The following is a 19718-nucleotide window of genomic DNA, read 5'->3' on the forward strand; positions in this document are numbered from 1 at the left end:
AGGCATGCCGCACCACCGTTCTTCCACCTCCCCGACCACCGCGCCCGCCGAAGGCGAGAACCCCTTCGCGGGCGCGTTGGTCTGTGTCGCCGGTCTCGGAGTCTCCGGTCCCCCCGTCGCCAGGGCGCTCCTGGCGCAGGGGGCCCGGGTGGTCGTCGTCGACGGCCGTGACGACGAGACCACCCGCGCCGTGGCCGCCGAACTCACCGAGGCGGGCGCGAGGGTCCTCCTCGGTGACACGCCCCTGCCCGAGGGTTGCGACCTGGTCGTCACCTCACCCGGCTGGCGTCCCGACTCGCCGCTGCTGCTCCGCGCCGCCGAGGCCGGCGTGGAGGTCATCGGCGACGTGGAACTGGCCTGGCGGATCAAGCCCGCCGACCAGGTGTGGCTGGCCATCACCGGCACCAACGGCAAGACCACCACCGTGCGCATGCTCGAATCGATCCTGCGCGCGGACGGCCGCGACGCGCTCGCCGTCGGCAACGTCGGCACCCCCGTCATCGACGCGGTCCGCCCGGACGCCGACGGTCACGTGTACGACGTCCTGGCCGTGGAACTGTCCAGCTTCCAGCTGCACTGGGCCGACAGCCCGCGCCCGCACGCGGCCACAGTCCTCAACATCGCCGCCGACCACCTGGACTGGCACGGCGGACTCGACCCCTACGCCCGAGCCAAGGGCAAGGTGTTCGCCCGCGGCACCGTGCGCGTGGTCAACACCGCCGACGAATGGTCGGTGCGCCTGGCCGAGGAGGACGGTGACCCGCACACCCCGCTGGTGGGCCTGCGCCTGGACACCCCGCGCGCGGGTGAACTGGGCGTGGTCGAGGACCTGCTGGTGGACCGGGCCTTCGTCGCCGAACCCCACAGCAGCGCCGAGGAACTGGCGACCCTGGGCGACGTCCGCCCGGCCGCCCCGCACAACGTCGCCAACGCCCTGGCCGCGGCGGCCCTGGCCCGCTCGATCGGTGTGACCGCCGACTCGATCCGCGCCGGTCTGAACGCGTTCGTCCCCGAACCCCACCGGATCGCCCACGTGGCCAAGGTGGCGGGAGTGGACTACGTCGACGACTCCAAGGCCACCAACCCGCACGCCGCCGCGGCCTCCCTGAACTCCTACGAGTCCGTGGTGTGGGTGGCCGGCGGGCTGCTCAAGGGCGCCGAGGTGGACGACCTGGTCGCCGAGGCCGCCGCCCGATTGCGCGGCGTGGTGCTGATCGGCGCCGACCGGGCGCGCATCCGGGAGGCCTTGGACGAGCACGCCCCGGACGTGCCGGTGGTGGAGGTCGAGGGACCCGCCGCCGACGCTCCTCGCGAGCACACCGTCATGGACGTGGTGGTCGGCGAGGCCGCCGCGTTGGCCCGGGAGGGTGACACGGTGCTGCTCGCCCCGGCCGCCGCGTCCATGGACATGTTCACCGACTACCCCGAGCGGGGCCGCTTCTTCTCCGAGGCCGTCCGCCGCCTCGGTTGAACCACCGATATCGCACCCAGGGTCATCGGACGACGACACTTCGTGTTCCGGTGGCCCTGTTGTGTGCCGTACCACCCGTGAAGCCCGTCAAAGATGGCCAACACGCGGAAAATGTCCACTGGTCCCGACCCGCCGGTACGCCACTATTGAGGCGCCGATCGTGCGGAGGGTGTGTGGATGGCGGCGACGACAGCGGTTCCCGGGGCGACCCGGAGCCGGGGGCGTACTGCCTCCGGTGGGCGCGAGCGTGCGCTTTGGCGTGAGTGGGCCAGGTCCCTGGACCGGCCGCTCACCTCCTACTACCTGATCCTCAGTACCGGGATGATGCTCATCGCCCTGGGACTGGTGATGGTCCTGTCCTCGACGATGGTCAACTCCATCAGCGAGACGGGATCGGCCTTCTCCGTCTTCCAACGCCAGTTGACGTCGGCGGCGATCGGCCTTCCCCTCATGCTGCTGGCCTCCCAGACGCCGCTGTGGATCTTTCGGATGGTCGGCTACCCGGCCATGATCGTGTCGGTGGCGCTGCTGCTGCTCACCGCCTTTCAGGGCACCGAGGTCAACGGCGCGATGCGCTGGCTGGAGATCGGCGGCCTGGTCATCCAGCCCTCCGAACCCGCCAAGCTCGCCTTCGCCCTGTGGGGCGCCAACATCCTGGCCCGCAAGGAGGAGCTCAAAGAGCTCACCGAGTGGCGGCAGCTGTTGATCCCGCTGGTGCCCGGCTGTGGTCTGCTCACCCTGCTGGTCCTGATCGGCTCGGACCTGTCCACGACCCTGGTGCTGCTACTGGTCTTCCTCGCCTTGTTGTGGGTCGTGGGGGCTCCGGGCAGGCTGTTCGTCGCGATGTTCGGACTGGTCGTGGGCCTGGCCGCGATCGTCATCGCGATCGAGCCGTTCCGAATGACCCGCATCACCGCGTTCCTCGACCCGGGGGCCGACCCCTCCGGGGCGGGCTTCCAGTCCCTGCACGGCCTGTACGCGCTGGGAACCGGAGGCATCTTCGGGGTCGGTATCGGCGCCAGCCGTGAGAAGTGGGGGTTCCTGCCCTTCGCCGAGTCCGACTTCATCTTCGCCATCATCGGCGAGGAGTTCGGTCTCATCGGCACCCTGCTCGTGCTCTGTCTGCTCGGCATGCTCGGCTACGCCGGGCTGCGGGTCGCCTTCCGTGTCAAGGACCCCTTCTCGCGCCTGGCCGCCTTCGCCATCTCGACCTGGATCATCGGTCAGTCCATGATCAACATCGCCGCCGTCATCGGCCTGGTCCCGGTCACCGGTATCCCGCTGCCCCTGGTCTCCTACGGTGGTTCGGCGCTGATCCCCACGATGATCGCCCTCGGTGTGCTGCTCGCACTCGCCCGTAACGAGCCCCAGGCACAGAAGGCGCTGGCGGCTCGCGGTCCCGGTTGGCCCCAAAGGGCTCTAAGCTGGCTTGGCCTGGAGAACTTCGTCGCTTCCGTCCAGAATCGGGCCGGAGGCACGACTTCCAAGCGCACATCCGCGCCGAGCACCCCTCGCCCGGCGCGCAAGCGCGACACCAAGACAACGGCCAAGAACCAGAGCGGCCCGGTCCCGGCGGGTGACCGGCCAAGGAGGAATCGACGACGATGAGGGTAGCCCTCGCCGGAGGCGGCACGGCCGGGCACATCGAGCCCGCACTCTCACTTGCGGACGCGCTGCGGCGCATCGACCCGAACACCGAGATCCTCTGCCTGGGAACCGAGCGTGGTCTGGAGACCCGACTCGTTCCCATGCGCGGTTACGAATTGGGCCTGATCCCCGCGGTCCCCCTACCACGCAGGCTCACCCCACAGTTGCTCACCGTTCCGGGCAAACTCGCCGGCGCCCTCAGCGCCGCGGGCGAACAGCTCGACCGGATCCAGGCCGACGTCCTGGTCGGCTTCGGCGGTTACGTCGCCACCCCCGGATACCTCGCGGCCCGTCGTCGCAAGATGCCCATCATCGTGCACGAGGCCAACCCGCTGCCCGGCCTGGCCAACCGGCTCGGCGCGCGGCTCACCCCGCACGTCTTCACCGGGCACCCCCACGCCCAGATACGCAACGGGCGCTTCATCGGCATCCCGCTGCGCAAGCAGGTCACCTCCTTGGACCGTCTGGCCATGGGTGACAGGGCGCGCACCTACTTCGGCCTGCGTCCCGACCTGCCCACCCTGTTGATCTTCGGCGGCTCCCAGGGCGCCCAGCGCGTCAACGAGGCCGCCTTCGCCGCCCGCGACGCCTTCCGCGACGCCGGCGTGCAGGTTCTGCACGTCGTCGGCCCCAAGAACGCCGACGAACCCCAGGACCTCACCCAGGACGGCATCCCCTACGTCGCCGTTCCCTACGTCGACCGTATGGACATGGCCTACGCCGCCGCGGACGTGGCCATGTGCCGTTCCGGCGCTCTGACCTGCGCCGAACTCACCGCCGTCGGCCTGCCGGGCGCGTTCGTCCCGCTGGCCATCGGCAACGGCGAACAGTCCCTGAACGCCGAGCCCATCGTCAAGGCGGGCGGCGGCATCATGGTCGACAACGCCGCCCTGTCGCCCGACTGGATCGTCCAGCAGCTCATCCCGCTGCTCACCGACACCGACCGGGTCGTGGCGATGTCGGAGGCGGCCTCCCGTATGGGCCGCCGCGACGCCGACACCGAGCTCGCCCGTGAGGTCATGGCGATCGCCCGCGGCGACAAACCCACCCCGGAGATGCCGTTGCCCGAGGATGAGGGCGACGAGGTCTACTACGACGACGGTAAGGACGCACGATGAGCCTGGTCCGGCAGACCGAACCGGTCCCCGTCGACAAGCTGGGACGCACCCACTTCATCGGCCTCGGAGGAGCCGGCATGTCCGGCATCGCCCGGGTGCTGCTGCAATCCGGGGTCGAGGTCTCGGGCAGTGACGCCCGCGACAGTGACACGCTGCGCGAACTCGAACAGATGGGGGCGCGTGTCCACGTGGGACACGCCGGCGAGAACCTCGGCCCCGCCGAGACCCTGGTGGTCTCCTCCGCGATCCGCGAGGACAACCCCGAACTGGTCGAGGCGCGACGTCGCGGCATCCGGATCCTGCCCAGGGCCGCGGCCCTGGGAGCCCTGCTGCTGAACCGCGAGGGCGTCGCCGTCTCCGGCACCCACGGCAAGACCACCACGACCTCCATGGTCACCGTGGTCCTGCAACACCTGGGCGCCGAACCCGGCTACGTGATCGGCGGCAAGCTGGTCACCACGGGCCTGGGCGCGGACGCGGGGGTCGGCGACGCCATCGCGGTGGAGGCCGACGAGAGCGACGGCTCCTTCCTGATGCTCTCGCCCAAGATCGCCGTGGTCACCAACGTCGAGGCCGACCACCTGGACAACTACAGCGGTCTCGACGAGATCCACGACAACTTCGCGAACTTCGTGGACCGCGTCGAGCGCACCCTCATCGTGGGCGTCGACGACCCCGGTGCCCGCAAGGTCGCCGAACTGGCCCGAGAACGTGGCAAGCGGGTGCTGACCTACGGTGAGGCGGCCGACGCCGACTACCGGATCACCCGGATCCGCGCCCGTGGCTTCACCACCGAGTTCACCCTCCAGACCGTCGACGGCGACCCGATCGACGGCACGGTCGCCGTCCCAGGACTGCACAACGTCCTCAACGCGGCCGCCGCGGTGGCCGTGGCCGACCAACTCGGGCACGACCTGGACGTGGCGGTGGAGGGCATCGCCGACTTCGCCGGAGCGGCCCGCCGCTTCGAGCTCAAGGGCCAGGGCGATGGGGTGGGCGTCTACGACAGCTACGCCCACCACCCCACCGAGATCGACGCCGATCTGCGCGCCACCCGCGCCGCGTTGGAGTCCTTCTCCGAGGACGCGGAGGAGGACGACGTCCCCCTCGGCCGGGTCGTGGCCCTCTTCCAGCCGCACCTGTACAGCCGGACCCGGATCTTCGCCGAGGAGTTCGCGGACGCGCTGAGCCTTGCCGACGAGGTCGTGGTGACGGAGGTCTTCGCCGCCCGGGAGGACCCCGAACCCGGGGTGACCGGTGAACTCATCACCTCCAAGGTCTCCCACGAAAGGGTGCGTTACGTGCCCGGTCGTGAGGAGGCGGTGCGTACGGTGGTCGAACTCGCCCGTCCCGGGGACATCGTCCTGACCATGGGGGCGGGGGACGTCACCGAGCTGGGTCCGCACATCGTCGCGGCCCTGTCGGAGCGGGCAGAGGGCAACGGAAACGACTAAAGGGGTACACACGTGGGTGCCGACCAGGCCGGGAAGAACGCTGCGACGGCACGTCGGGGGAGTTCGGACCCCTGGAAGGTGACCTTCGCGGTCCTCTTGGTCGTCTCCCTGGTCTGCGCCGTGGTGTGGTTGCTCCTCGGTTCCCGGCTGCTGGTGGTCCGCGACGTCGCGGTTACCGGCGCGGACCGGATCTCCGCCGCCGAGGTCGAGGCGGCGGTGTCGGTGAACACCGGTACCCCGCTGATAAGGGTGGACCTGGACGCCGGCCGCGACCGCGTCGAAGGACTCGACCTGGTGGAGTCCGCCACCGTCAGCAGGGGCTGGCCCGCCACCTTGAAGGTGGAGGTCGTAGAACGTCAGCCCCTGCTCGCGATCGCGGTGGGGGAGGAGTACCGGTTGGTGGACGGCGACGGTGTGCGCATCGAGGACTCGACGAGCCGGCCCGGCACGCATCCACTGGTGTCGGTCACCGGGGAGGTCGAGGAGAACGAGGCGGTCCGGGCCGCCGCGGACATCGTGCGGGAGGCCCCCGACTCCTTCGTGGCCCGAATCCAGCTCATCGACGCCAAGGACCCCGACGCGATCAAGATCGAGTTGGGGGACGGTTCCCTGGTGGAGTGGGGCGACGCCGAACACACCGTGGACAAGAGCGAGGTCCTGAGGGTGCTGATGCGCGAACATCCCACCGCCGAGGGGCGCGTCTACGACGTCGGTACGCCCGACCTGGCCATGGTCAGGTGAAGGGAATATCAAGGGATGTTCTGGTTCGGGTGGAGTCGGGGCAACGCGCCGTTCCCGGGACAAGCGGGTCCGCACCACCGCGAAACGGCACTCCGAGAGGACATTCCAGACGCGACGCGCCGAGTACGCACTTCGCTTCCTCGTGTTATACGCGGTTAGGCTGAAGCCGTCATCGGTTGCCCGCACCCGACGGTCCGCTTACTGTCGGGAAGCACAACCACCATCAACAACGTAGTAAAACACGCTTTTCGGGATACGCAGGAACCGTTTGATCGAGGCCACAGGCACGAGGAACGGTACCGGTGACCCGGGGTCCCCGCCGACGGTCCATGCGAACCGGGAGGTGGGTGAACCCGAAACGCACTCAGTAGAACCGGATGCCGGACCGCCGGCGCACCCGCGGAACCATCTCGCGGACGCGAAGACGGAACGGCTCATGCGAGCGGAAAGGCCCCTCGTCGTGGCAGCACCGCAGAACTACCTCGCGGTCATCAAAGTCGTCGGCATCGGCGGCGGCGGTGTCAACGCCGTCAACCGAATGATCGAAGAGGGGCTCAAGGGCGTTGAGTTCATCGCGATCAATACCGACGCCCAAGCGCTGCTGATGAGCGACGCGGACGTCAAGCTCGACGTCGGCCGTGAGCTCACCCGCGGCTTGGGAGCGGGAGCCAACCCCGACGTCGGCCGCAAGGCCGCGGAGGATCATCGTGAGGAGATCGAGGAGGTCCTCAAGGGGGCCGACATGGTCTTCGTCACGGCCGGCGAAGGCGGTGGCACGGGCACGGGAGGAGCCCCGGTCGTCGCCAACATCGCCCGCTCCCTGGGAGCCCTGACCATCGGTGTGGTCACCCGCCCCTTCGGTTTCGAGGGCAAGCGGCGTGCGACCCAGGCCGAATCCGGGATAGCGATGCTCCGCGAGGAGGTCGACACCCTCATCGTCATCCCGAACGACCGCCTCCTGTCCATCTCCGACCGTCAGGTCAGCGTCCTCGACGCGTTCAAGGCGGCCGACCAGGTCCTGCTCTCCGGTGTCCAGGGCATCACGGACCTGATCACCACACCGGGCCTGATCAACCTCGACTTCGCCGACGTCAAGTCGGTGATGTCCGGGGCGGGATCGGCGTTGATGGGGATCGGATCGGCGAGAGGGGACGACAGGGCCGTCGCAGCGGCCGAACTGGCGATCTCCTCACCATTGCTGGAAGCCAGTATCGACGGGGCGCACGGGGTCCTGCTGTCCATCCAGGGCGGCTCCGACCTCGGACTCTTCGAGATCAACGAGGCCGCGCAACTGGTCGCCAACTCGGCGGCCCCGGAGGCCAACATCATCTTCGGCGCGGTCATCGACGACGCCTTGGGCGATGAGGTGAGGGTCACCGTGATAGCCGCGGGCTTCGATGAACCCGAGGCCATCGTGCCGGCGACGCGGGAGCGTCAGCCGGTGGACCCTCCTGAGGCCGTCGCCCCCACGGCAGGCATCACGTCCGGCAAGGAGGAGTCCGCCGTGGCCGCTCCGTCCGCCGAGGGCGCGAGCGGGGCGTCGGCCACCAACATGCCGTGGACGGCCCCGTCCCGACCGGCCGCCCCGGAGCCCGAGGCACCCTGGACCACCGAGCCCGCCCACTCTTGGACGAGCCCGGAGTCCGCACGTCCCGAGCCCCGGTACACGCAGACCCCGCCGGTGTCCTCGCGTCCCGAGCCGGAGCCCCGACAGAACGCCGACTCCTACCAGGGCATGGAGTCCTACCAGGGCAACGGCCACCGGGTCTCCCATGAGGAGGCCCCGGCCGCGCCCATCGCCCCGGAGCCCACAGCGGCACCGACGGCGCAGCCGGTTCCGGCCGAGGAGCCTCCGGCACCCGAACCGGAGCCGGAGTCCGAAGTCCAGTCCGGTCCCATCCACGCCGTCTCGGACGCCTCCGAGCGGCGCGGCGACGTTCCCACGCCTCGTCGTCGGGTCATCTTCGACGACCCCGACGACCTGGACGTGCCGGAGTTCCTCAAGTAGCCCACCGGATACCATCGACGTGTCAGCGGCCCCGACCCTTGTGGCGGGGCCGTCGCCGCCCCCGGGGTCGGGACCTCCCGGCCGCCGGTGGGGCCGAGGGAAGGACCACGGACACACCGATGGGCAACGTCATCGACCTGGGGGCCGGCGTACGCGCCGCCGTCACCGAACGCAAGGGCGGGGTCAGCGTTCCACCGTTCGACTCGCTCAACCTCGGCCTCGGCACGGGCGACTCCCGTGAGGCGGTTCTCGCCAACAGAAGGAGCGCCGCCGAGGACCTGGGCTTCGACATCGATCGGACGGTGTGGATGAACCAGGTGCACAGCGCCGACGTGCTCGTGGCCACCGAACCCGGTGGGGTGGGCACCTGCGACGGGGTGGTCACCACCCGTTCCGATCTGGTCCTGGCCTCCATGGCCGCCGACTGCCTACCGGTTCTGGCCGCCGACGCCGAGGCGGGTGTCCTGGCCGCCGCGCACTCCGGTCGACTCGGTACGGCCCGGGCGATCGCCGTGAACCTGGTCGAGGCCATGGTCGCCCAGGGCGCCAGAACCGACCACATCACCGTCTTCCTCGGGCCTACGATCTGTGGGAGCTGTTACGAGGTACCACCGGAGCTTCAGGCCCGGACCGCCGAACGTACGCCGGAGGCGGCCTCCACCACCCGCCGGGGCACCACCGGGGTGGACATGCTCGCGGCCGTCATCGCCCAGCTGAGCCGCTCGGGAGTGGAGAACATCACTTCCGACGGCCGTTGCACCCTGGAGAGCCCCGAACTGTTCTCCCACCGCCGCGACGCCCCCACCGGCAGGTTCGCCTCCTTCATCTGGAGGACCTGACCCGCACGGCCCTGACGGCCACCAAACCCGCGTTGCCGGAATCGGCCAATCCCGCCTGGACCGAATCGGTACGGCGCACGCCACACGGAACACAGCCACCACAGCAGGAACAGAAGGAACAGACGTGTCACACACCGACCCCGCGCGCACCGAGCAGATCCGCGCCAACCTTCAGGAAGTGCGGGCCCGGATCGAGTCGGCCTGTGCGAAGGCGGACCGCGACCCCTCCGAGGTGTCCTTGGTGGCGGTGACCAAGACCCACCCCGCGAGCGACGTGCGCGCACTCGCCTCCTTGGGTGTCACCGACGTCGGCGAGAACCGGGACCAGGAGGCCGCACCCAAGGCCACCGAAACCGCCGACCTCGACCTCACCTGGCATTTCGTCGGGCAGTTGCAGACCAACAAGGCCAGATCGGTGGCCTCCTACGCCGACGTCGTCCACTCGGTGGATCGGGCCAAGCTGGCCCGGGCCCTCGGTGAGCGCGCGGCGGCCGCCGATCGCCGTCTGACCTGTCTGGTCCAGGTGGACCTCGACGACGAGGCCCGAGCGGGCGTGCTGGGACCACGCGGCGGTGTCGACCCGTCGGACGCTCCGGCCCTCGCCGACGCCATCGCCGAACACGATGCGCTCGAACTCGGAGGTGTGATGGCCGTCGCACCCTTGGGTGGGGATCCGGACGCCGCCTTCGCCCGTCTTCACGAGGTGGCGATGGGGATCAGGGACCGTTACCCTCGGGCGACGATGGTCTCCGCGGGGATGAGCGGGGACCTGGAAGCCGCCATCGAAAGAGGCGCGACACACCTGCGGCTCGGTGCGGCGTTGCTCGGCGCCCGAGGCACGAACGTGGGGTAATGTCCCCACATAGACCTTGGGGCCTGTCTGTGGTGTTCGCCCGAAAGGGTGCCCGCCCCGCGATTGTGGGGCCAGGACGGGTGTAGACGGAGGAGCCGGCTGCGGTCGAGGCCGCGGGAACGACGGAGGGTGCGAGATGGCCGGCGCGATGCGCAAGATGGCGGTCTACCTCGGTCTCGTGGAGGACGACCGTTACGATCACCGTTATGCGGACGAATATGATGAGTTCGATGAATTCGACGAGGTTGTGGAGGAGCAGCGTGACCGCGACGCGGACTCTCCCGCCGGCGAGGAAACACGAGGCGATGCCGTGATGGACACCGGCGACTACCTGGGAACGGGTGAACGACGCGGTGGCACCACCACGACGGCCTCGACCGCCGACCTCGCACGAATCACCACGCTCCACCCGCGCACGTACAACGAGGCGCGTACGATCGGAGAGCACTTCCGGGAAGGTACACCGGTGATCATGAACCTGACCGAGATGGTCGACAGTGACGCCAAGCGTCTGGTCGACTTCGCGGCTGGTCTGATCTTCGGTCTCCATGGCAGTATCGAACGCGTGACCAATAAGGTGTTCCTGCTGTCCCCGGCCAACGTCGAGGTGACCGCCGAAGACAAGGCGCGGATCGCCGAGCGAGGGTTCTTCAATCAGAGCTAGACCGTCACATTTGTCCAGAGATTGGGTCGAGGAACGACCGTGAGTATCGTCCTATCAGTGCTGTCCCTCCTCCTGCAGCTGTTTGTCTTCGTGCTGATAGCGAGGGTGGTACTGGAGATGGTGCAGTCCTTTTCCAGGGACTGGCGACCCAGCGGGTTCGTCCTTGTACTCGCTGAGATCGTGTACACGATCACCGACCCACCACTGAGGTTCCTCCGTAGGTTCATCAAGCCGGTGAGGCTGGGGAGCATCGCACTCGACCTGAGTGTGTTGATCCTGTTCTTCGCCATCATCATCCTTCAGAGTGTCCTGGCGGGGATGGCGGCGAGCCTGTGATGAGGACGGCAGGGGTGGAAAAGTAACCCCGGATTCCGATTTGTGGTCTTGGTCATGATCTGGATTGCCGTAAGGTCACGATCAGGTAGCGTCCCTACGGACAGACTCCAAGCGCGCCAAGGAGACGAACATGCCGCTGACACCCGCCGATGTGCGGAACAAGCAGTTCAGTACCACCCGGCTACGACCCGGGTACGACGAAGAAGAGGTCGACGCCTTTCTCGATGAGGTCGAGTCAGAGCTGGACCGACTGATCCAGGAGAACGAGGAACTGCGCGGCAAGCTCGCCGAGTGCCTGCGGGGCAAGGTCCCCAACGCCGGTATGCAGGACTTCCAGCAGCCCCAGGAGCAGCCCGAGGCTCAGCAGCAGATGGAGCAGATGCGTCCGGAGCCCGTCCAGGCCCAGGCGCCCATCGAGCAGCAGCCCCAGCCGCCCGCGCCGCAGCAGCAGATGGCCATGACCGGCGCCAACATCGCCATGGGTGGCGAGGAGAACATGGACACGGCCGCCCGTGTCCTGGCCCTGGCCCAGCAGACCGCCGACCAGGCGATCAGCGACGCCCGTCGTGAGGCCGACGAGACGCTCGGCCGCGCGCGCAACGAGTCCGAGGACATCCTCGGCAAGGCGCGCCGTCAGGCCGACCAGATCATCGGTGAGGCCCGCGCCCGCTCCGAGAACCTCGACCGTGACGCCCAGGAGCGCCACCGTCAGGTCATGGGCAGCCTGGTCCAGCAGCGCGAGGAGCTGGAGCACAAGGTCAACGTGCTCAAGGACTTCGAGCGCGAGTACCGTAGCCGTCTGAAGGACTACTTCGAGCGTCAGCTCAACGAGCTGAAGAGCGAGGAGGAGAAGGCCAAGTCGGCGGAGCTCAACCCGAACACCACGGGTGGCTTCCAGACCATGGCCCCTCAGACCGGTGGCGCCCCCGCCATGCAGCAGCACGGTGGTCCCGGCGGCCCCGGCGGCCCCGGCGGCAACCCGTTCGGTCACCCCGAGCCGGCCCCCCACGGTTTCCACCCTGGCGAGGTCCCGCACGAGCGTCGCTGACCCTCCAGCGGCATGTGACTCCGAACAACTGAAGACTCCGGCTCAACACGTGTAAAGGCCCTGGTCGACCCGTGATCCTTAGCATCCTCGCTACCGTGGCGGTGCTGGCGGCCATCGCCGTCATCGCGGCCGCACTGGTGTTCGCCGAGACAGCCCTGGTGTACATCGCTCTGGGACTCGGCGCGCTGAGCGTCCTCCTCCTACTGGGCGCTCTGCTCCAAGGCAGGTTCGGCGCGGACGGAAGGGACACGGCACGGACGGACGGTTTGGGGAAGTCGTCCGTCCCAGCGGTCCCCGCCGCGGCACCGGACCCCACAGGGGAGTCGGGGCGATCTGGGCGCGTACCCGCACCGGCTGAGGAGTCGGTGCGGGACACCCCTGTTCCGGACGCACGGCCCTGGGGCGAGGAACCCCAGGAGGAACCGGAGTTCGACGTTCCCCGATGGGAGACGCCCACCAAGGGTGATTGGCCCGAGCCGGTCCAGGCGGCCCAGACCCCGCCCCCTCAGGACGAACCCGTCGAGGCCCCTGCCTCCGCGTTCGCCTACCGAGTCCCCGAGCGCGACGTCGCCACCCCCACGACCGAGGACGACACCGTCGAGACCACCGGGCCGGTGGACGAGGAGGTCGAACCCTCGCGGAGCGACGCGCACCTGGCGGACCCCCATGAGACCTTCGAGTCGACCGACGACATGAGCGAGGCCGGATCCGACTTCGAGTCGTACGCGACACCTGAGGACCTCGACGCGGAAACACCCGAGGCCACCGAGGAGACCATCGGCGCCAGTGCGGCGTTCACCGACCTCGAACCGGAACCCGAGGTCCAGAACAGCACCGTCGCCGACGATGAGGCGGACGAGCCCACGGAGACCGTCGAGGACGCGCCCGTGGAGCCTCGGGAGACGTTCGACGGCACCGACCCCGAGTCCGACCCCGGCGAAGACGCCGCGGCCGCCGTGTGGGCGGAGAGCGACGAGGACGAGGACAAGGTCGACGAGGCCCCGGAGACCGAGGAACTCGAAGCCGAGGACACCGCCGAGCCGGAGGACGACACCCTCCAGACCGACGGCGACCAGACCCTCGAAGCCGATGACGACGCCTCGGAGGCGGACCCCGCGACGGACGAGCCGGCCGAGGATGCCCAGGGCGTCCAGGCCGCCGAGACCGACGAAGCCGAGAGTGGAGAGGGCTCCCCAGAGGACGAGGACGCCCCGGACCGCATCGCGGCGTTCGAACGTCCCCGAAACGGCTCAGCGGGCGACCCGGAGCCGGAGGAGGACCCGGCGCTCGCCTACGCGGCGATCTTCGACGAGTCCGGCCCAGAGGACGCCGAGGACGACAGGGACCACCGGGACGAGGCCGACGAACGTGCCAAGGACCCCTCCCACACGAACTGAGCACACACGAAGGGCGCCGCTCCACAAGGGGAGCGGCGCCCTTCGGTCCTCGGATCAGGCCTTGCGGAAGGTGAAGGTCACGCCGAACTCCTCCGAAGAGGTGGAGTGCGGCACGTCCTCGCCCACGCCGGCCACGAAGGCGTCGGCCAGCACCTCGCCGGCGATCGCCCGCCCGTGCTCGGACAGGGTCTGACGGACCGTCTCGTCCTCGGTGGTCCACCACACGTGGATCCGGTCGGACACGGCCAGCCCACCGCCCTTGCGGGCCTCCTGCAGCATCCGGACCATCTCACGGGCCAGACCGGCGCGGCGCAGCTCGGGCGTCAACTCCAGGTCCAGGGCCACGGTCTCACCGGTCTCGGTCGCCACCGCCCAGCCCTCGCGGGGCTGCTCGGTCACCAAGACCTCGTCGGCGCTCACGTCGACCGACTCGTCCTCGACCGTCACCTGGGCCCAGCCGCTGGAACGCACCTGCTCGACCAGCACCGCCGGGTCGGCCGCCTGGATGGCCTTGGCGACCAGCGGGGTGCGCTTGGCGAACCGCTTGCCCAAGGCCCGGAAGTTCGGCTTGACCACGTAGTCGACCAGGTCGCCGCCGACCGAGGACAGCGAGTCCAGACCGACCACGTTGAGCTCGTCGGAGATCTGGTCGCGCAGCTGCTCCGGCAGGTCCGCGAAGCCCGAGGCGCCCACCAGGGCACGGGGCAGCGGCTGACGGGTGCGCACAGCCGAGTCCACCCGGGCCGAACGCCCCAGCTCCACCAGACGGCGGACCAGCGCCATCCGACGGGACAGCTCCGGGTCGATCAGGTCGGCGTTCACCTCGGGCCAGGAGGCCAGGTGCACCGAGTCGGCCGCGTCGGGCCGGCGCAGCGCCGTCCACACGTGGTCGGTCAGGAACGGCACGATCGGGGCCATCAACAGGGTGACGGTCTCCAACGCCTCGAACAACGTCGCGAACGCCGCCGCGCCCTCGGGGGTGTCGGCCCCGCCCCAGAACCGGCGGCGGGAACGGCGCACGTACCAGTTGGACACGTCGTCGACGAACGCGGTCAGGCGACGACCCGCGCCGGTGGTGTCGAAGTCGTTCATCGACAGAGTGACGTCGCGGACGACCTCGTTGAGCTCCGACAGCAGCCACCGGTCCAGCAACGGACGGTCCTGCGGCGCGGGTGCCTCGGCCAACCGGGAGTGGTCCCAGCCGGTACCGGTGTTGGCGTACAGGGTGAAGAACGACGTGGTGCTGTAGTAGGTCAGCAGCACCTTGCGGACGATCTCCTCCAGGGCGCTGTGGCCCACCCGGCGGGCGTTCCACGGCGAACCACTGGCCAGCATGAACCAGCGCAGCGCGTCGGCGCCGTGCCGGTCCATCACCGGGATGGGCTCCATGACGTTGCCCAGGTGCTTGCTCATCTTGCGGCCGTCCTCGGCGAGGATGTGGCCGAGCACGACCACGTTCTCGAACGAGTTGCGGCCGAACACCAGGGTGCTGACCGCCAGCAGCGAGTAGAACCAGCCGCGGGTCTGGTCGATGGCCTCGGAGATGTACTGGGCCGGGAAGTTGGCCTCGAAGGTCTCCTTGTTCTGGTGCGGGGCGCCCCACTGGGCGAACGGCATGGAACCGGAGTCGAACCAGGCGTCGATGACCTCGGGGACGCGGCGGGCGACCCGCTGGTCCTCGGGCAGGGACGGGTCGGCGTCGGGGTCGGGGATGACGACGTCGTCGACGTAGGGGCGGTGCGGGTCCAGGTTGGACAGGTCCTGGCCGCTGAGCTCGCTCAGCTCCTCCAGGGAGCCCACACAGATCTGGCGGCCGTCGGGGAACTCCCAGATCGGCAGCGGAGTGCCCCAGTAGCGGTTCCGGGACAGCGCCCAGTCGACGTTGCCGCGCAGCCACTCGCCGAAGCGACCCTCCTTGACGTTCTCCGGCACCCAGTTGGTCACGTCGTTCTGCGCGAGCAGTTCGTCCTTGACGCGGGTGGTGCGGATGTACCAGGAGGGGACGGCGTAGTAGAGGAGCGCGGTGTGGCAGCGCCAGCAGTGCGGGTAGGAGTGCTCGTAGTCCTTGTGGCGGAAGAGCAGCCCGCGGTCCTTGAGGTCGGCTACCAGGGTCTTGTCGGCCTCCTTGAAGAAGGCGCCGCCCACCAGTGGAAGTTCCGCCTCGAAGGTGCCGTCGGGGCGCACCGGGTTGACCACGGGCAGGTCGTAGGCGCGGCACACCACCATGTCGTCGGCACCGAAGGCGGGCGACTGGTGGACCAGACCGGTACCGTCCTCGACGGTGACGTAGTCGGCGAGCACCACGAAGTGCGCGGGCTCCTCGAACGGAACGAGTTCGAAGGGACGCTGGTAGGTCCAGCGCTCCATCTCGTCGCCCTCGAAGCTCTCACCGGTGAGTTCCCAGCCCTCGCCGAGGACCTTCTCGAACAGCGGTTCGGCGACCACGAGCCGCTCGTCGCCGTTGGTGGCCACCACGTACTTCACCTCGGGGTGCACGGCCACCGCGGTGTTGGACACCAGGGTCCAAGGGGTGGTCGTCCACACCAGCATCGAGGTGGGGTGTTCGGGTGAGGCGAGCGGGCCGGAGGTGACCGGGAAGCGCACGAACACCGACGGGTCGGTGACGGTCTCGTATCCCTGGGCGAGCTCGTGGTCGGACAGCGTCGTACCGCAGCGCGGGCAGTAGGGGCTGATCCGGTAGTCGCGGACCAGCAGGCCCTTGTCCCAGATCTGCTTGAGCGCCCACCACACGGACTCCACGTACTGCGGGTCCATGGTGCGGTAGGCGTCGTCCATGTTCACCCAGTAGCCCATGCGCTCGGTCATGGCGGTGAACGCGTCGACGTTGCGCAGGACGGACTCGCGGCAGCGGTCGTTGAACTCGGCGATGCCGAACTCTTCGATGTCCTTCTTGCCGCTCAGGCCCAGTTCCTTCTCCACGGCGACCTCGACGGGCAGGCCGTGGCAGTCCCAGCCGGCCTTGCGGTCGACGTGGTAGCCGCGCATGGTGCGAAAGCGCGGGAAGACGTCCTTGAAGGCGCGCGCCTCGACGTGGTGGACGCCGGGCTGGCCGTTGGCGGTGGGAGGGCCTTCGTAGAAGACCCAGTTCTCCTTGCCGCGGGTCTGGTCCAGGGAGCGCTGGAAGACGTTCTCCTTCGACCAGCGGCCGAGGATCTCGCGCTCCGTCGTGGGCAGGTCGATCTGAGCGGGCAGCTGTGGCAGCGCGCGGGATTCGGGCCGGGGGTCGTCGGTCACCGTCGTACCTTTCTCCATCAGGGATGTTCCTGACGGAGGGACGAGGCTTGTCGCGCCCCGCGGTACCACCCTCCTTGGAACCGTGACCGTGACCGCGTGGCGGTTCGGTGACGGGTCCCACTTCATTGGGTTCGCGCCGGTTCTACTGGGGCGTGCTCCACCGCTCGTCCAAGGGATGGGTCGCCCGTTCTTCCGGCCGCTCCGGGGTGATCTTCGCGCTGGTCGTACCCCCGGGCTCGCACCGTCCCCGGGTCGCTCGGACCGGCACACCGCCTCTAGGCTGTGCCTGTCCGGTCGGGGCCAACGCTACTCGTCCCCATCGACACGGAACTCAGGATAACGCAGTACGGCAAGGCGTACCGCTGATTATGTGGGAGGGCGCGGCCATGGCCGAGCGCACACGGGGCGCGGTGCTGGTGACCCTGTCGGATCGCGAGGACGCGGAGGAGCTGGCCGAGCAGCTTCTGGAGCAGGGATACGAGCCCTGCCGGGTGCACCGGGACATGCTCGCGGGCGAGGACGACGCCGAGGACGTGGACTGGGTGATCGAGGTGCTCGTGGGACCGCACGGGGGACCTGCGGTCTTCGACGAACCGCACTTGGCGCTGCTCGCCGAGGACTATGGCGGGTTCGCCACCGTCGAGTGAACCGCCTTGCCGCGCGCGGGGGTCTCCGTGCCCGAGGAGGGGTTGCCGGGCGGCACGATCATGTGTCCGGTCTCGCTCTACCGGCGTTCGATCGGACGCCTGCCGGGGTAGGCGAGCGGTATGCGTTTCACGGCCCGGTTCGTTGTCATGTGTCCGTTGAGCTCCTAGGCTTCGGCGCACCACTCACGGCACCGCGCAAGGGACGACTTCGCAGTTCCGACGGGGGCGCGGGGCAGGTCGTGGGTCGCGCGAAGGGGGAGTGCGATGAACACCACCGAAGCGGCGAGACCGCCGGTCCGCCCGGGTGAGGACCCCTGGACCCCGCGGGAGCTCGCCGAGGTCAGGGAGCGGTTGGAGACCGAGGTCGAGTCCCAACGTGAGAAGGTCCAGGAGACCGAGGAAGAAGTGGCCGAGCGGCTCCAGGACCCCGTCGAGGGGGCCGGGGACGATCCCGCCGACACCGGTGCGAAGGCCTTCCAACGCGAACACGACCTGGCATTGGCCTACAATACTCGTGACCTGCTCGCCGAGGGCGAACGGGCGATCGAACGGATGGACGCGGGAACCTACGGGGTCTGTGAGTCATGCGGTCAGGCCATCGGGAAGGCACGCCTTCAGGTCTTCCCCAGGGCGACCCTGTGCGTCACCTGCAAACAGCGCGAGGAGCGTCGCTGACTGAGGTAGAGCCCCCTGGGGACAGCAACATGACCACGACCGACGACAACACGAAGGCCCGTCCACGCAGGTATCCACTCCTGCTACTGGTCGCGCTCGTAGCGATCGCCGTCGACCTCGCCACCAAGGAATGGGCGCTCGCGACCTTCCGGCCCGGCGAGAACGTCGACGTGATCGGCAGCTTCCTGCAATTCACCCTGGTGTTCAACACCGGTGCCGCCTTCTCCCTGGGCACCGGATACACCTGGGTGTTCACCATCATCGCCAGTGTCGTCGTCCTCGGCATCGGCTACATCGGATGGCGTGTGCGCAGCCTGTGGTGGGGTGTCACGCTCGGCCTGATGATGGGCGGCGCCGCGGGCAACCTCGTCGACCGGTTCTTCCGTGACCCGGCGCCCCTGCACGGGGCCGTCATCGACTTCATCCGGCTGCCGAACTGGCCGGTGTTCAACATCGCCGACTCCTGTGTGGTGGTCGGGGCCTGCCTGGTGGTCGCGCTGACCTTCAAGGGCCTGAACCTGGACGGGACGATGGTCGCCGACGAAGACAAGGCCGAGGCGAAGACGGAGAACCCGGACGCCGACGGTGAGGAGAAGAAGGGCGAATGAGCGACATCAGGAGTCTGCCGGTCCCCGACGGCCTGGAGGGTGACCGACTCGACTCCGCCATCGCGCGGATGTTCGGTCTGTCCCGTACCCGGGCGGCCGAGTTGATCGGTGACGGTGGTGTCCTGCTGGACGGCGCCGAGGCCGGCAAGTCCGATCGCGTCCAGGCCGGGGCCTGGCTGGAGGTCACCCTTCCGCCACCGCCCACCGCCCCGGTACCGCGCGCCGACCCCGTCCCCGGCATGAACATCGTGCACGAGGACACCGACATCATCGTGGTGGACAAGCCGGTCGGCGTGGTCGCCCACCCCACGGTCGGCTGGACCGGACCCAGCGTCCTGGAGGGTCTGCTGGCCTCCGGCGTGCGGTTGGCCACCAGCGGCGCGGCCGAACGCCAGGGCATCGTGCACCGGCTGGACGCCAACACGACCGGGCTGATGGTGGTCGCCAAGAGCGAGACCGCCTACAGCGTGCTCAAGCGGGCGTTCAAGGAACGCACCGTCGACAAGCGCTACCACACGCTGGTCCAGGGACACCCGGACCCGCTGCGCGGCACCGTCGACGCCCCGATCGACCGGCACCCCGCCGGGGACGGTCGCTGGGCCGTGGTCGCGGGCGGACGTCCCTCGGTGACCCACTACGACACCCAGGAGGCCTTCCGGGCCGCCAGCCTGTTGGAGATCAAGCTGGAGACCGGGCGCACCCATCAGATCCGGGTGCACATGTCCGCGCTGCGTCATCCCTGTGTCGGTGACATGCTCTACGGCGCCGACCCGACCCTGGCCGAGAGGCTGGGAGTGCGCCGCCAGTGGCTGCACGCGGTCCGACTGGGGTTCGACCACCCCACCGAGCACCGCCCGGTGGAGTTCTCCAGCCCCTACCCGGACGACCTGTCCGCCGCGGTCGAAAGGCTCCGCGAGGACTAGGCGGTGTTTTGGAGTCTCTGCCGGCGCTTCGGTG

The 19718-nt window shown here is 69.1% G+C and carries 17 protein-coding genes; 16 read left to right on the top strand and 1 reads right to left on the bottom strand.

Annotated features, from left to right (window positions below):
• The first annotated feature begins 4 nt into the window (after positions 1–4).
• From murD to ACWGSK_RS13845, 12 genes are all read left to right on the top strand, one after another.
• On the top strand, positions 5–1471 hold the full coding sequence (murD, locus tag ACWGSK_RS13790; protein WP_358507583.1) for a UDP-N-acetylmuramoyl-L-alanine--D-glutamate ligase: 1467 nt from the start codon (positions 5–7) through the stop codon (positions 1469–1471).
• A gap of 177 nt (positions 1472–1648) precedes the next feature.
• Entirely contained in the window at positions 1649–3079 is a 1431-nt protein-coding gene (gene ftsW / locus ACWGSK_RS13795) for a putative lipid II flippase FtsW (protein WP_358507584.1), read from the top strand.
• Positions 3076–4236 (top strand): undecaprenyldiphospho-muramoylpentapeptide beta-N-acetylglucosaminyltransferase, encoded by a 1161-nt coding sequence (gene murG, locus ACWGSK_RS13800; RefSeq protein WP_358507586.1) that lies wholly within the window; start codon positions 3076–3078, stop codon positions 4234–4236. The genes ftsW and murG overlap by 4 nt, the downstream gene beginning before the upstream one ends.
• Positions 4233–5690, top strand: coding sequence for a UDP-N-acetylmuramate--L-alanine ligase (gene murC / locus ACWGSK_RS13805; RefSeq protein WP_452455949.1), 1458 nt, complete (start codon positions 4233–4235; stop codon positions 5688–5690). The genes murG and murC overlap by 4 nt, the downstream gene beginning before the upstream one ends.
• 12 nt (positions 5691–5702) lie before the next feature.
• Entirely contained in the window at positions 5703–6431 is a 729-nt protein-coding gene (locus ACWGSK_RS13810; protein WP_358507590.1) for a cell division protein FtsQ/DivIB, read from the top strand.
• 460 nt (positions 6432–6891) lie between these two features.
• Positions 6892–8439 (top strand): cell division protein FtsZ, encoded by a 1548-nt coding sequence (gene ftsZ / locus ACWGSK_RS13815; protein WP_358507592.1) that lies wholly within the window; start codon positions 6892–6894, stop codon positions 8437–8439.
• Between the two features lie 119 nt (positions 8440–8558).
• Positions 8559–9278 (top strand): peptidoglycan editing factor PgeF, encoded by a 720-nt coding sequence (gene pgeF / locus ACWGSK_RS13820; protein WP_358507594.1) that lies wholly within the window; start codon positions 8559–8561, stop codon positions 9276–9278.
• 124 nt (positions 9279–9402) lie between these two features.
• Positions 9403–10131, top strand: a complete 729-nt coding sequence (locus ACWGSK_RS13825) for a YggS family pyridoxal phosphate-dependent enzyme (protein ID WP_358507596.1) — start codon at positions 9403–9405, stop codon at positions 10129–10131.
• A gap of 136 nt (positions 10132–10267) precedes the next feature.
• Positions 10268–10795 (top strand): cell division protein SepF, encoded by a 528-nt coding sequence (locus ACWGSK_RS13830; protein WP_304069162.1) that lies wholly within the window; start codon positions 10268–10270, stop codon positions 10793–10795.
• Between the two features lie 39 nt (positions 10796–10834).
• Positions 10835–11131, top strand: a complete 297-nt coding sequence (locus ACWGSK_RS13835) for a YggT family protein (RefSeq protein WP_358507598.1) — start codon at positions 10835–10837, stop codon at positions 11129–11131.
• A 130-nt stretch (positions 11132–11261) separates the two neighbouring features.
• Positions 11262–12179 (top strand): DivIVA domain-containing protein, encoded by a 918-nt coding sequence (locus ACWGSK_RS13840; RefSeq protein WP_452455950.1) that lies wholly within the window; start codon positions 11262–11264, stop codon positions 12177–12179.
• A gap of 71 nt (positions 12180–12250) precedes the next feature.
• Entirely contained in the window at positions 12251–13576 is a 1326-nt protein-coding gene (locus ACWGSK_RS13845; protein ID WP_452455951.1) for a hypothetical protein, read from the top strand.
• Positions 13577–13630: 54 nt separating this feature from the next.
• Here ACWGSK_RS13845 and ileS read toward each other — a convergent pair whose 3' ends face one another.
• Positions 13631–16831, bottom strand: coding sequence for an isoleucine--tRNA ligase (ileS, locus tag ACWGSK_RS13850; RefSeq protein WP_452455965.1), 3201 nt, complete (start codon positions 16829–16831; stop codon positions 13631–13633).
• Positions 16832–17217: 386 nt separating this feature from the next.
• On the opposite strand from ileS, the gene ACWGSK_RS13855 reads away from it, so the two are divergent.
• From ACWGSK_RS13855 to ACWGSK_RS13870, 4 genes are all read left to right on the top strand, one after another.
• A complete protein-coding gene (locus ACWGSK_RS13855; RefSeq protein WP_452455952.1) occupies positions 17218–17478 on the top strand; it encodes a hypothetical protein in 261 nt (86 codons plus the stop codon).
• Between the two features lie 264 nt (positions 17479–17742).
• Positions 17743–18153: a TraR/DksA family transcriptional regulator gene (locus ACWGSK_RS13860; RefSeq protein ID WP_358507607.1), complete on the top strand. Its 411-nt coding sequence runs from the start codon at positions 17743–17745 to the stop codon at positions 18151–18153.
• 29 nt (positions 18154–18182) lie between these two features.
• Positions 18183–18761 carry a signal peptidase II gene (lspA, locus tag ACWGSK_RS13865; protein ID WP_452455953.1) on the top strand — a complete coding sequence of 193 codons (579 nt, stop codon included), beginning with the start codon at positions 18183–18185 and terminating at the stop codon, positions 18759–18761.
• Positions 18758–19684 (top strand): RluA family pseudouridine synthase, encoded by a 927-nt coding sequence (locus tag ACWGSK_RS13870; protein WP_358507610.1) that lies wholly within the window; start codon positions 18758–18760, stop codon positions 19682–19684. Before lspA ends, ACWGSK_RS13870 begins: the two co-directional genes overlap by 4 nt.
• The last annotated feature ends 34 nt before the right edge of the window (positions 19685–19718 follow it).

The sequence above is a fragment of the Nocardiopsis sp. NPDC055551 genome (assembly GCF_053619415.1).